The organism is Bradyrhizobium sp. SZCCHNR3119, from assembly GCF_032487775.1.
Taxonomy (GTDB): Bacteria; Pseudomonadota; Alphaproteobacteria; order Rhizobiales; family Xanthobacteraceae; genus Bradyrhizobium.
The window spans coordinates 384,860-396,672 of record NZ_JAUEUV010000001.1 but is presented as its reverse complement, the minus strand read 5'-3'; the positions used below and the strand labels follow the sequence as shown (position 1 = coordinate 396,672).

The window sequence follows — 11,813 nt, the reverse complement described above, 5'->3', positions numbered from 1 at the left end:
GTATTTAGGATGCTCTGTCATGCCCGGGTTTGACCCGGCCATCCACTCTTGTCCTCCTCACACCCGTCGGGATGACGGTGGGCCAGAGCCTTACCCTTCATCCAAACCACTGATCGCGAAGCGCGATCTCTCCTACGGGCTTTCCGGTCGCTGCTATCGATGCTTGAAGCACGCTTTGCGCATTGTAGACTAGTGCGAGCGGGAAGTGCTGTGCTGTCGTGCAGATCTGTATTGCTAGTTCTTCTGGTATTCTAAATTCAGAACTCACAGCTCGATGGAGCGTTATCGGATCGATGTCCAGCATATAGCCCCTCCTTATCATGTCTACGGCATCACTCCATTGGAGGATGCCCGCACAGGCAAGGCGTACCGCTGAATCGCATGCCATCTCTAGAATTTTGCGGTCGTCGCCAGAATAGCGGATAAATTTTGAACAAATAAATTGGTCTCGATCAACTGGCGAAAGACGTAGGGCGAGAGCCAGAAATAGCCGGTCCGATTGAACCTCTCTAAGCGCTAATCCGGATGCATCAGATCTGCCCCAAATCGAAACAGTGCGTTTAATGCGATCCACCAGTCGGTGCCATGCTCTCCGTTCAAGCGCGTCGACAAGAGGCCCGACGCAGTCTTTTATCAAGAGTATTGTTCGCGGCGTGGCCCAACATAGCAGTGTTGTTAAAGCGACCAGATGTTCAGAGCCTCTATTTAGATTTGACAGCCACCATTGATAGGCTCCTGACTTTAGGCGTGCATATCGTAGCGTTTCGCAAAGTGGGATAGATTTGTCGTCGAAGCCAGCTCCAAATGCACCTCGCTCTTCTTTTGCGCTGATGCCCGCGGAGATCAAGGCAATATCCAACAGTGCTGGCGTTCTGCCCCACTCTCTCGCGCCTGCTTCGACGATTTCAGACCACGGTCTCAAACTGTTCATCCAATCCTTGCAAGGAAGTTCGATTGCCTCGTAAAAAGTACGGAGAAACCGTTTACTTGCGTCGTTGTCTAGAAAGGGAGCGGTCGGTATGTCGCTCGGGTAATTTTCGAAGGTCTCGATATGACGTCTACTGCTAATCAGAGAGCGATAAGAGCTGCCCCTAATGAAGTCGCTGGGGTCACGTTCGAACAAGATTGTGTAAGTTGAAGGGTCCAGCGCGATTCGGAATGCTGATAAAAAAGTGATGGCTGAGCCAGTGCCGCGAAGCGAAGCTAGGCCATGTCCAGCTAGGATTTGACGGGAAGCTACCTCAAACATCTTTATATCAGATTCAATTATATCGCTTCTGTTTGCAAATTGCAGACTGAAAACCAATTCTTTTGGAAACTCTTCGAAAAGGTCGCGAGCGTCTACGAACGATATGTTGTGGAAAGCGCCAACGAATCGTCCGAGGGTAAACCAGCTGGCTTCCTTTCCGGGTTGCCTTAAGGATTTCCAGAACTCTATCGCGACTTCTTGCGATAAGCTCTCGCGCGCCGATGTAGCTAATGCGACGCAGACGTCTGAGGAGATCCCGGAGTAGAACCAGTCGCTTATCGCTTCGAGTATGTCGTTGCGACCGCAGCGCTCGGGAGGAATAAGAGAAGAGGTGGCTCTGTCTCGGATAGCGTTCGCTAGGATGATCTTGAAGCCCGGGTGCTTGGATAGGTGCGCGAGAAGCCGCTTAATCACATGCGGTTGCTGGGTAAATACCCAATCACCAAGTAGCATTAGTATCAGCAGGCGGGGATAGGCTATCTCTTTAAATCCATCTAGTTCTGAAAGTTGAATTAGTCCGTCTGCTAAAGACGACAATTCTCCGCGACTGTAGCAGCCGCAGTAGAATCGAGTGACGTTAAGCCAATAAAAGTTGCGCGCTAGAGCATCGAATCGTTCTGGTTTTGTGCCGGATTTTTCTTGTCCTGGTGGTGAGTACGGAGCGGTTTCATACAGATGTCTCGCGGCAAAATATTCCCGTAGTGGCTGAACCTCGAACTCAAAGGTGCCCTGAACGCGGGACACAAGGGCAACAACTCTCTCGGTCATTCCTGTGAATAGATCGTCGACCAGATTTGTTTGATGTCCCTCTCTGGCGAGGTAATCCCGAAGAAGTGCTCTCAATCTCTCGTCGGCTATGCTTCCAGCTCCACGTTTGTCTTCGGCATCGATCTGGATCATCCACGCCAGATATCGATGGAGCTCTATTAGTAGGTCCCTGTGCTCGCGAACAATTGGGCTCTTTTCGGCTTCTCGGCTAAAGAATAGGTCAATGTAGCTGTCGTATAGGGCTGTGCGCTTGTCTGGTAACGAAAGGCCCTTGGTCTGGATAAGGCTAAGCAAGATTGCGAGTTGCATTGGATTCCGAGCCAGGTCTCTCATGTGTGGCTGGTCCAATTTCTCCTTCAGCACCTCTTTGAATTTTTCCTTATCAGCCGATGGGAGCGATCTTGCACTCATCCATTTAGCGGCATAACTATTTATCTGCTGAAATGACATGGAAAGTAATGTCATATGGAGCCACTCGCGATCGGAAAAGCCTGGAGATTTCGCAAACGCTGCTGGTCTACTCGTAACTACAATCAGCAACGATTTGCTCGCCGCCTCTAATCGACCTGCGGCCTTCGAAATCTCTTTGACGGCCTGCATTCGAGTGGCGATGTCGGCGACCTCGTCGAAGCCATCCAGAACAATCAGGAGATGACTGTCTCGCGCTAGTGACGCCAGGTCGGAAACTGAAAAGGCGTGCCCGCCAGAGGTGTGGCCAATTTGGAAAGCTAGAAAGCTTTCCAACGATATAGGCATTTCGGTGGGGCGAACTGAAGAGAGGTCCGAGGAAAACGGGTTCCGCCCAGATATCCAACTCGCATAGTCCCGCAGGTCCACTCTTAAAGGTATGCGTAACGTACCGCTAAAGTAATCAGGTTGGATTTTTGATCGATCAAGTGCTCGGTCAAGCAGTCGAACTCGATGTACTTGACAGATGTATTGGGTAATCGTTGATTTGCCTTGCCCAGGCGCGCCTTCGAGAACTATCCGCTGCGTTGTGTCGCCATCTAGGAGAAATTTAGCAGCGCGAGGCGCGCTCTCGCGAAAATGCTCGGTTTCGTAATAGGGATGTAGTCCGGCGACCCGGTGACTCTCGTCAGAGGTGCTGATCGGGGCTAGATTCGTGTCGACAAAGAGATCAAACAAATTGTTGTACAGGTCGACCTGTTTGAACTTTACTTCCCGATCCTCTCGGTATTGCTCGGTTATATATGCTTTAATCGCACTATCTCTGCGCCTTCCCTCTTCTCCCATCGGTCCTGTGATAAGGGATTGGAGAAGATCAGTGCCGCGAATAATTTCTGGATAGCTCCATTTGATGTCGGACTTGGAATCGATGCGCCTGTCGAGATCGTCTCTCCACCAGCAGAGCGCCGGAACTTCGATTGAAGTCGACAGAGTCCTCTGCATGCGATCAATTGAGCCGGCGTCGAGGTGCGCTGTGCCCCTTACGTTGGTAAGGAGATAGTAGGCCTTAAGCCCGCGTGAGAGTAAGCCTCTGATCTTGGGAAGTTCGTTTTCCAATATATCATCCAGAAACTGATTAGCGGCTCGATCGGAGTCTCTGGAAAACTTGACCTGAAAAGCGATGAACTCTGCCCGTTTCCCCGGGATATGGGTTGTCCACGCTATGCTATCTCTTCCGCCGTCAGGTTGAGCCACCGGAAAGCACTGTGTGTCAGGAAACTCGGACGAAATAATAGATTGGCAGAGCTTTTGGAACTTTTCCGGCGATAGCTGTTCGTATAGGTATGTCATCGACTCCTCCCCCCGCCGAAGAGGATCGCAACACAAGACGTAAAATGCAACGCCTACGTGAAAGTGCTTGTGTGAATCAAGCGGGAAGGGAAGCCGTTATGTTATTGTCTTGGATGCCGGCGGGCTGCGGTCTCATCCGCGCGCAGGTCAGTCGTCGAAGCCGACGAACACCGCCGCTTCCTCGACCGATTTTCGTTCTGACACCACCGCGTTGGCCGGGAAATCGTGATCCGGCCAGCCGAGCGCGATGCTCTTCATGATGACCTGATCGTCGGCGATCCCGGCGTGCTCGCGGACCACGGGCGATTGCATGATGCCCTGGCTGTTGATCACGGCGCCGAGCCCGCGCGACCAGGCGGCATTGACCAGGGCGGTGGTCACGGCACCGCAATCGAACGGCGTATCGTCGCTGCCGTCAAGCGCGCGGTCATAGGTCACGATGATGCAGACCGGCGCGTCGAACTGGCGAAAGCCGCGCAGCACCCAGTCCTGGCGCTTGTCCTTGTCGTCGCGCGCGATCCCCATGGCGGAGAACAATTGCTTGGCCACCTGCACCTGCCGCTCGCGGTGTTGGCCCGCGAACGGCTCGCCGATACGGAATTCGCGTGATTGCGGGATGCCGGCCAGCATCCGCTCGGTGTTGCCGGCGCGGATCCGATCGAGCGGTTCGCCGGTGATGACGTAGAAATTCCAGGGCTGGCTGTTCATCGAGGACGGCGCGCGCATCGCCAAGGCGATGATCTCCTCGAGCAGCTCCTTCGGGACCGGATCGGGCTTGTAGCCGCGGATGCTGCGCCGGCCGAGGATGACGTCATCGAACTTCATGTGTCTTGATATCCGGGATGAGAGCTGAATCTGCTGAGGTCTACGAGGTTTTCTGGCTTTCGTGCAAGATTGATCGCGCTTCGCTGATCCGCCCCACGCGCTGCTTGAATCCCTGCGCTTCCTCGAGATGTAAGCCCGAAAGAAGAGATTTGAACGCTCGCGGCTTGATCTGGCTCAATTAATGGTTGCTGAATATTGTTCAGGTTGTAGTTCCGTTCGACTGCACGGGCTCGCCAGGCCACTTCTCCGAAATGTGCCTTACACGATGATTCTCCCACGGTAAGGATAGGCCGATGTTCTACATGGTAACCGCAGAAGGAATCTCCGGTGACGAGCGCTCGCGAGAGCGCTTTCTCGTCGATGCGACCAATGACAACAAGGCGCGCGACAAAGCCAGTGCCGATTCCAAGGGGCTGGGCGCACTGTCCATCGTCGTGGACCTTCAGATGGGGCCGTCCTGCACCACCTCGAACGCATTAGCCGGCCTGGCCAACTTTGCCCACAGCGACGGGAGGATCGGCGAGCCGACGAGGTCCAGCGACTTTCATTCGGCCGTGCGGGCGCGATTTCTTGTGAGCTTGGCGACTGTCGGATGTTTAGCGCTTGCTCCCGTACACGCGCAGCAGGCCGGCGGCGCGTCTGATGATGTCCAGAAAGGCCATTACTTGGCAGTCCTCATGTGCTCGAACTGCCATGTTGTCAGCTCTGCCCAAGCCATCGAACCGACCCTGCAGCCAGCTGCGCCACCGTTCGAATCGATTGCCCGACGCAGCAGCACCAGCTCCGAGACGCTAGGAGCGTTTCTGAGCACAACGCACCGCAATATCGGCAACTCCACCGGTATGCCGAATCCCGACCTTCGCGACTTTCAAATGAGGCAAGTGGGAGCTTATGTTTTGAGCTTGCGCACGTCCTCCGACGCTGCTCCCATGAGCCGGAAGCCGCCAGCAACCCGGCCGGAATTGTGCCGCGATGAAATCGCACGCGTGGAGTTGCTGATGAGCAAAGCCCGCGCGAGCGGTCAGGCGTTAGTGAGCGCCCCCGAATCGTCCGCTGCACGGCTTCATCGACAGCCTACTCTCAAATCTGTCGAGCAGGCGACGAGTGAAGCCAAGCAAAACGTCGAAACGGCTGTCGCATTCGCTCGCGAATTGGAAGCTGAAGGTCTGTATGCCGAATGCACGGCGATGCTCCAGAAAATTCAGCCGCCGTCTGGTTCACCGAACTGATTGGTTCCACCGGATTATGGTGACAGTGCTGGACTGTCACCATAACAGCTAAGGGGCCCACAAGCCGAACTAAATGCCGTTGGGAGGCCACTCAGGTCAGCTTGGGGGTCTTAGCCTCGAAGTGGCACGACTTATTCGCCATCGCGCCACTATGCTGCTGCCAGCCGAGCGTTCCGACCGGATGACGTCCGACGGAACGCGTTGCGGAGGCGACTGCTATTGACCCAAGGGTTCCAGGAGGGTCTGCAGAAGTTCGTCGAGGCGCTCCATCGTCGAAGCCAAGCCATCCTTCAGACCCATGTCGATGGCCTTCTGCAGGTCTTCGGGTGAGGCGTACACAACTTTCGTTGTGACGAGCGTACGGTCGGATGCATCGTCAAAAGTAACCTCCCAACTCGATCTCGGCATCTCAGGGCTTACGATCCCGGCTTCGTCGCAAAAGCCGTCCCGAGCAGTGTAACGGTCGATCGGCTCAATCTTCAGGTAATCCAGACGATTCCAGTAGTGCTGTCCATCCGGAGTGATCATCGCATAATGCCAGTAGCCACCCTCGCGGAAATCCATATGCTTGGTTTTGGTCGTCAGCGGCTTCGGCGCGAACCACTGGTCAAGCAGTTCGCTTTTGGTATGGCAGTCCCAGACGAGCTGACGCTTTGCGGCAAACTCCCTTGATATGGTAAGCGTGTGCTTCTCCTTGTCGGCGAGGAAATCGAACCGTAGGTCAGCCTTCATTTTCTACTCCATTCAACTTTGCTAGTAGCCCATCAAGATTGCTGTAGCGGCTTCCCCAGAGCGCGTGTTGCTTACCGAACCATCGCTCGGCGGCGATCAAGCGGTCTCGATTAAGCAAGCAGGTCCGGACTCGACCCGTTTTCTTCGAAACGATCAGGCGTGACCGCTCGAGCACGCCGATGTGCTTCATGAACGACGGCAGAGCCATCTCGAACGGCTGCGCCAACTCGCTGATCGTTGCAGAGCCACGTCCGAGCCGCTGGATTACGGCCCTGCGGGTCGGGTCGGCCAAAGCATGAAAGACGGAATCCAGTGCGGTATTTTGGTGAGCCATACGGCTAACTATAATGGTGACGATCACTTAGATCAATGGCTAAGTTTTGTGCGCCGGCGATTGGATCCCATGAGCGCACGCCCTCAGCGCAGACCCGAGGGGCCGAGATCGGTCAAATCCGATCTCGGTGGGACGCGGCTTCTGGAGTTCAAATCGACCGAGCGCGCGGCCTGACCTGTGTCATGGCGACGCCGGAGAGCGCGAGCAGCCCACCGACGATCAGCCTGGCGCTGATGCGGTCGCCGAGGAACAACACGCTCGACATCAGGGCGAACACCGGAAGCAGCAGGCCAAAAGGGGCGACGCGGCTCATGGAGCAGCGGGCGATCAGCCAGAACCAGAGGCCGAACCCAACGATGCCTCCGACGAAGATCGTGTAGGCGAGTGCCAGCCAGCCCCATTCATCTGCCGTGACGAGGCTCGCCGCTTGTCCATATTCAAGCAGCAGCGACATCAACATGACCTGCGGCACCGTGAGCAGCGACGACCACCCCATCAACATCAGGGGATCAAAGGGGCCGTAGCGTTTGGTCAGGATGTTGGACACCGCGAATGCGAAGGCCGCCCCGACCACAAGCAGCAGCGGCAGCACGTTTGCCGACCGGCCAGGCTCGGCTGCCAGCACGACCACGCCGACGAATGCAAGCACCACTCCGGCTGATGTGGCGAGAGACGGCCGCTCCGCGAGCAGCGGCCAGGCCAGCAGGACGGTGAAGGGCGTGGCGAGTTGATAGGCGACGGCGGACATGCTGCCGGAGCCGAGCCCAAGGCCAACATAGAACAGCCCGAAATTCAGTCCGCCCAGGAACAGCGAAATCGCTGCGATCGGGCCGGCCTGCCGGCGCGTTGGCCGTTTGACGAACGGAATGAGCAGCAGAGCGATCGCCAGGAAGCGCAGGGCGAGGAAGAACAGCGGCGGAAACTCCGCAACGCCCACCTTGATGGCCACGAACTGATAACCCCAGAGCAGGGGAACGGTGACTGCGCAGACGATCTGGATGGCAGACACGGCACCGTTCCTTTCAAGACCAATCGGTCTAAATATCGGCGCGCCAAAGGCGAACGCGCCTTGGTCTTTATCTGATGAAGCGGTCGAGAAGAGCGTCCGCGGTGGTTTTGGATGTGGCCCGTGCCGGCGCCGTTTTGCCGACCACGCGCAGCCCCTCAACGAAACAGACGAGAATCCGGGCGGCACTCGAAGGCTCGACACCTTCGGCCAGCTTGCCCGCCGTCTTCGCACGGGACAATGCAGCCGCCACCCTGGCCTCCATGGCTTTGAAAAAGCTCGCGATGCGACGGTTCACTTCAGCATCCTGGCCGGCCAATTCCATGGCTGTAGCCACCAGCAGGCATCCGCGCTGGCCATTGGCACCGCTGGCGCGGTCGACATAGCCGGCCAGGAAGGTCCGCAGGCCGTCGACCGGATCGTGGCGGGAGTCGAACTCGGCATCCATCCGCGTCAAGGCATCGGCGATGTAGCGATCAAGCGCCCGCAGGAACAGCGAGTGCTTGTCGCCGAATGCGGCGTAAAGGCTGCCGCGCGAGAGCCTGGTTGCATGAAGCAGGTCCGGGAGCGCGGTGGCGTGATAGCCCTGCGACCAGAACACACCCATCGCGCGTTCGACCGCAGCATTCACGTCGAAACTTCGGGGGCGGCCACGGGACAATTGCACTCGGATGTGGCGGCTCATCGTCAATATATGGACCGATCGGTCTTAAATTGCAAGTGATCGCAAGTCGCAGGTGATCGCTGTTGCTGCACGTCCAAGCCTGCACGAGTTCTCGCTGCCTGCCGGGCAAATCACCATGCGGCTTTGTGCGATTTTGCTCCACGGCATCGCCATTCGGAGGGTGAAAACCGCCTGCGTGGAAAAATTCATTTCAGAAGCGAATTCAGCAGGAAGCGCCGTGCAGGGCAGGCCATGACGAATATTTCTCTTTCGTTTTTACCGAAATCGTGGATCATGGGCGCATCCCGCCTCGAGGAGAGGGGCGTTGCGCGCGATCGTCACGACACGTGAGGCGGGGATGCGGTGGCCGTGACCGCCTTGGCAAGCGTGCTTCGTCACGCCGACGAGCAGGGCGGATGCGGACGTGAAATCGTGTGGTCCTGACCTCCCGGTGCTGAGGTCGTGCTGACGCGAAAGCGTCATGCGCAGCGGGGGCAATCAAGCCGGTCCCCGGGGAGATCACGTATAAGCGTTAAGACCATCGCGCGGGGAATGCCGGGATGTCTCGGCTGAACCTGTGGTACCTGCCGCCTGCATTCTTTCTGCAGGCGGGCCATGGGTGCGGCCAGCGCCCGGCATTCCCCGCGCCCTCTCGATTCTCGAAGGGCAGGTCGATCGCAACACTCGGGCGTGATCCGCCGCGAGAATGCAGACGTGCATCTGGCATTTGAGCGCGCTGTTTGAAACGTGGATAGGAAAGAGTCCGACGACTTTACCCGTCGTCATTCCGGGGCACGCGAAGCGTGAACCGGGAATCCATACTCTCGGCAGATGCTGTGGGAGCAAGGTCGGGCGGAGAATGTGCCTCGCATCACGCCCTGTGATTATGGATTCCGGGCTCGCGCCTTGCAGGCGCGCCCCGGAATGACGTCGCGGAGAGAGTTCGCCTCATCGCCTCGAGGGCGCGGCGCGGCCGACAGCAAGCACGAGCTCGAACGGAGGATTCGTTCCCTCGCCTGGCAAACTTTAGGTCGCATGGAACCCGGAACCGCGGGCGATCCCCCGTTGTTGAACGGCATCTTCAATCACACTGGAGGAGAATGATGAGGACCCGTTTTGCTGTTTCACTGATTGCGGCTTCGCTGCTGGCTTCGGGCGCGGCGTTCGCGCAGTCGACCACCGTGGAAGGCGCGCATAATGGTGCGGAGGCCGGCGGCGCGGTGGCAGGTCCGCTCGGTGCAGTGGTCGGCGGCACCGTTGGGGCGGCGGTGGGCGCCGGCCTCGAAATCCCGAATGCCGTCATCCACTCGATCGACGAGGAGCGTGCGCCATCCGTGGTCGTGCACGAGCGCGTCGTGGTCGGCGAGCCGCTGCCCGACACGGTCGTGCTGCGTCCGGTGCCGCGCTACACCGAGTATCGCTATGCCGTCGTCAACGATCGTCGCGTGATCGTCGATCCGCGCACCCGCCGCGTCATCAAGATCATCGACTGATCTGACGCCGAATGATCCGGCAAGGGCCTCGCCGCATCCGTGCGGCGGGGTTTTTGTCTGCTAAGCGGCTTGCCTTCGCACTCGCTGAGTGCACCAGTCGAGCATGGCCGCGAGCAGAAATCCCGCACAGGCCGCGAGGGCGTCGACGACGAAATCCTCGAGCCGGGCATGCCGCCCTGGCGCCCACAATTGCGCGACTTCAAGCGCCCCGATCAAGACCACGGCAAGTCCCGTGGCCAGCATACGACGACCGCGATAGGCGAGGCCGAAGGCAAGCCCGACAAGGATGAAAGCCAGCGCATGCTCGCCGTCCTGGCCCAGATTGGAATGCGGCCGGACGCGCGCCGGACCGAGGGTTGCGAATGTGACGGCGGCGGCGAGCAGCCAGGCGGCGAAGCGGGTGATGAAGGTCATCCCTCCGAATAGCACAAGCCGGGCTACTGATTGGGCTCACACCCCCTTGAGCCCTCCGTGTCGTTAATGGGTTCGCTGCCGCTTCAGAGCATCACGACCCGGCTCGGCAGGACCAGGCGATGAGAAGAATTTGATCGTCGGCGGCCGCGATGCAGTAATGAACGTTCTGCCGCTCCTGCGGTCGGCGATGTAACTTTTGCTATTTTTCTCAAGCCATCGACAGCTCTCTGAGACGAGGCCATTTTTCCTTTTGCGCCAAGGATTTGCTGAGGGTTTGCGAGCGAGGTGCTCGCGCCGCGCGAGGGACGTTCGATGCGTCGATTCAATTCAATGTTGTGGGCATCAGGAAAGCGCGTTCGGCGTGTGGTGGCGCAGTTCGTGGCCATCGCGGCGGCCAGCCTTCCGGCGGCCGGCGCCTGAGCGTCCGGCTTCCGCTGCTTCATTAATTATTGCGCGGCCGGCTTGATACCGCTCAACAGTCTCTCGCAAAGCGCGCTAACATGGAGGTGCGCTGGGCGAGGAGGGTTCGATGTCGCGTTACGTCGTCAACTTCATGAAAGACGTGCTCGGCGAAAACGGCCGGCAATGTGAGATCTGCCAGAGCACGCTCGAAATCGACGCCGCCGACGAAAAGCTGGCGGCCGAGCTCGCTAAGAAGAAGTTTTGCGAGATGCAGGAGCTACGCGACTGGTCCCTGCATGCGGATCGCATCCAGGTGAGGGCGGCCGATTTCCCGTCGTGATCGACGGCTTGAGACAGCCGAAGTCGTTCAACGCCCGGAGGTGGGTGGCTCAGTGCCGCCAGCGCCGAGCGAGCGCTGCACCATCACGGTGTCCGACCAGCGGCCGTACCGGAACGCGACTGCGGGGAGAAGCCCGACCCGGGTAAAGCCAAATCGCTCGTGGATGCCGAGCGAGGCGGTGTTGTCGGCGTCGATATAGCCGATCATCTGGCGAAAGCCGGCCGCCGCACAGGCGTCGATCAATGCCTGCATCAGCAGCCGGCCGACGCCGCGGCCGAGATGCTCGTGATGCACATAGATCGAGTGCTTCACGGCGAAGCGATAGGCGGGCCGCTTCCGGAACGGCACGACGTAGGCATAGCCTACGATCTCGGCGCGGAATGTCGCGACCAGATGCGGCATGCGATGGTTGCGCAGGTTCTTGCGCCGTTGCCTGAGATCGTCCGGCTCCGGCACGCCGGAATTGGCGGCGCCGTCTTCGACCCCGCGGCGGATGTGCCGGCGATAGATCGCGAGCATGGCCTCGACGTCCTCGTCGCGCGACGGGCGGACGAGCACCGGCGGCTCGCTCTGGACGGCTGCGATCGAATTCTCCATCG

11 protein-coding genes are annotated in these 11,813 nt (G+C 58.4%); 3 read left to right on the top strand and 8 right to left on the bottom strand.

The window, feature by feature from the left end:
* Positions 1-97: 97 nt before the first annotated feature.
* Together QX034_RS01935 and QX034_RS01930 are read right to left on the bottom strand one after the other, a co-directional pair.
* Entirely contained in the window at positions 98-3,775 is a 3,678-nt protein-coding gene (locus tag QX034_RS01935; protein WP_315705512.1) for a hypothetical protein, read from the bottom strand.
* A 147-nt stretch (positions 3,776-3,922) separates the two neighbouring features.
* Complete coding sequence (locus QX034_RS01930) at positions 3,923-4,600, bottom strand: nitroreductase (RefSeq protein WP_315705513.1); 678 nt, start codon at positions 4,598-4,600, stop codon at positions 3,923-3,925.
* 293 nt (positions 4,601-4,893) lie between these two features.
* On the opposite strand from QX034_RS01930, the gene QX034_RS01925 reads away from it, so the two are divergent.
* Positions 4,894-5,829, top strand: coding sequence for a hypothetical protein (locus QX034_RS01925; RefSeq protein ID WP_315765804.1), 936 nt, complete (start codon positions 4,894-4,896; stop codon positions 5,827-5,829).
* Between the two features lie 216 nt (positions 5,830-6,045).
* Here the strand turns inward: QX034_RS01925 and QX034_RS01920 are convergent, their stop codons facing one another.
* The 4 genes from QX034_RS01920 to QX034_RS01905 all read right to left on the bottom strand — a co-directional run bounded on the left by QX034_RS01920 (position 6,046) and on the right by QX034_RS01905 (position 8,586).
* A complete protein-coding gene (locus QX034_RS01920) occupies positions 6,046-6,561 on the bottom strand; it encodes an SRPBCC domain-containing protein (protein WP_315705516.1) in 516 nt (171 codons plus the stop codon).
* The gene (locus QX034_RS01915) at positions 6,551-6,922 is read right to left on the bottom strand and encodes an ArsR/SmtB family transcription factor (RefSeq protein WP_409998215.1); all 372 of its coding nucleotides are present in this window, start codon (positions 6,920-6,922) and stop codon (positions 6,551-6,553) included. The genes QX034_RS01920 and QX034_RS01915 overlap by 11 nt, the downstream gene beginning before the upstream one ends.
* Before the next feature lie 121 nt (positions 6,923-7,043).
* Positions 7,044-7,904 carry a DMT family transporter gene (locus tag QX034_RS01910; protein WP_315705518.1) on the bottom strand — a complete coding sequence of 287 codons (861 nt, stop codon included), beginning with the start codon at positions 7,902-7,904 and terminating at the stop codon, positions 7,044-7,046.
* Positions 7,905-7,971: 67 nt separating this feature from the next.
* The gene (locus QX034_RS01905; RefSeq protein ID WP_315705939.1) at positions 7,972-8,586 is read right to left on the bottom strand and encodes a TetR/AcrR family transcriptional regulator; all 615 of its coding nucleotides are present in this window, start codon (positions 8,584-8,586) and stop codon (positions 7,972-7,974) included.
* A gap of 1,082 nt (positions 8,587-9,668) precedes the next feature.
* On the opposite strand from QX034_RS01905, the gene QX034_RS01900 reads away from it, so the two are divergent.
* Positions 9,669-10,058 carry a DUF1236 domain-containing protein gene (locus QX034_RS01900; RefSeq protein ID WP_315705519.1) on the top strand — a complete coding sequence of 130 codons (390 nt, stop codon included), beginning with the start codon at positions 9,669-9,671 and terminating at the stop codon, positions 10,056-10,058.
* Positions 10,059-10,118: 60 nt separating this feature from the next.
* Here the strand turns inward: QX034_RS01900 and QX034_RS01895 are convergent, their stop codons facing one another.
* Entirely contained in the window at positions 10,119-10,472 is a 354-nt protein-coding gene (locus QX034_RS01895; protein ID WP_315705520.1) for a VanZ family protein, read from the bottom strand.
* A 529-nt stretch (positions 10,473-11,001) separates the two neighbouring features.
* On the opposite strand from QX034_RS01895, the gene QX034_RS01890 reads away from it, so the two are divergent.
* Complete coding sequence (locus tag QX034_RS01890; RefSeq protein WP_315705521.1) at positions 11,002-11,214, top strand: hypothetical protein; 213 nt, start codon at positions 11,002-11,004, stop codon at positions 11,212-11,214.
* A 27-nt stretch (positions 11,215-11,241) separates the two neighbouring features.
* Here QX034_RS01890 and QX034_RS01885 read toward each other — a convergent pair whose 3' ends face one another.
* The gene (locus QX034_RS01885) at positions 11,242-11,811 is read right to left on the bottom strand and encodes a GNAT family N-acetyltransferase (RefSeq protein WP_315705522.1); all 570 of its coding nucleotides are present in this window, start codon (positions 11,809-11,811) and stop codon (positions 11,242-11,244) included.
* Between the last annotated feature and the right edge of the window lie 2 nt (positions 11,812-11,813).

Bases quoted from the DNA above. Each gene is read 5' to 3' on its own strand.
- QX034_RS01925 (WP_315765804.1), top strand. From the start codon at position 4,894: ATGTTCTACATGGTAACCGCAGAAGGAATCTCCGGTGACGAGCGCTCG.
- QX034_RS01920 (WP_315705516.1), bottom strand. From the start codon at position 6,561: ATGAAGGCTGACCTACGGTTCGATTTCCTCGCCGACAAGGAGAAGCAC.
- QX034_RS01885 (WP_315705522.1), bottom strand. From the start codon at position 11,811: ATGGAGAATTCGATCGCAGCCGTCCAGAGCGAGCCGCCGGTGCTCGTC.
- QX034_RS01900 (WP_315705519.1), top strand. From the start codon at position 9,669: ATGAGGACCCGTTTTGCTGTTTCACTGATTGCGGCTTCGCTGCTGGCT.
- QX034_RS01905 (WP_315705939.1), bottom strand. From the start codon at position 8,586: ATGAGCCGCCACATCCGAGTGCAATTGTCCCGTGGCCGCCCCCGAAGT.
- QX034_RS01890 (WP_315705521.1), top strand. From the start codon at position 11,002: ATGTCGCGTTACGTCGTCAACTTCATGAAAGACGTGCTCGGCGAAAAC.
- QX034_RS01935 (WP_315705512.1), bottom strand. From the start codon at position 3,775: ATGACATACCTATACGAACAGCTATCGCCGGAAAAGTTCCAAAAGCTC.
- QX034_RS01895 (WP_315705520.1), bottom strand. From the start codon at position 10,472: ATGACCTTCATCACCCGCTTCGCCGCCTGGCTGCTCGCCGCCGCCGTC.
- QX034_RS01930 (WP_315705513.1), bottom strand. From the start codon at position 4,600: ATGAAGTTCGATGACGTCATCCTCGGCCGGCGCAGCATCCGCGGCTAC.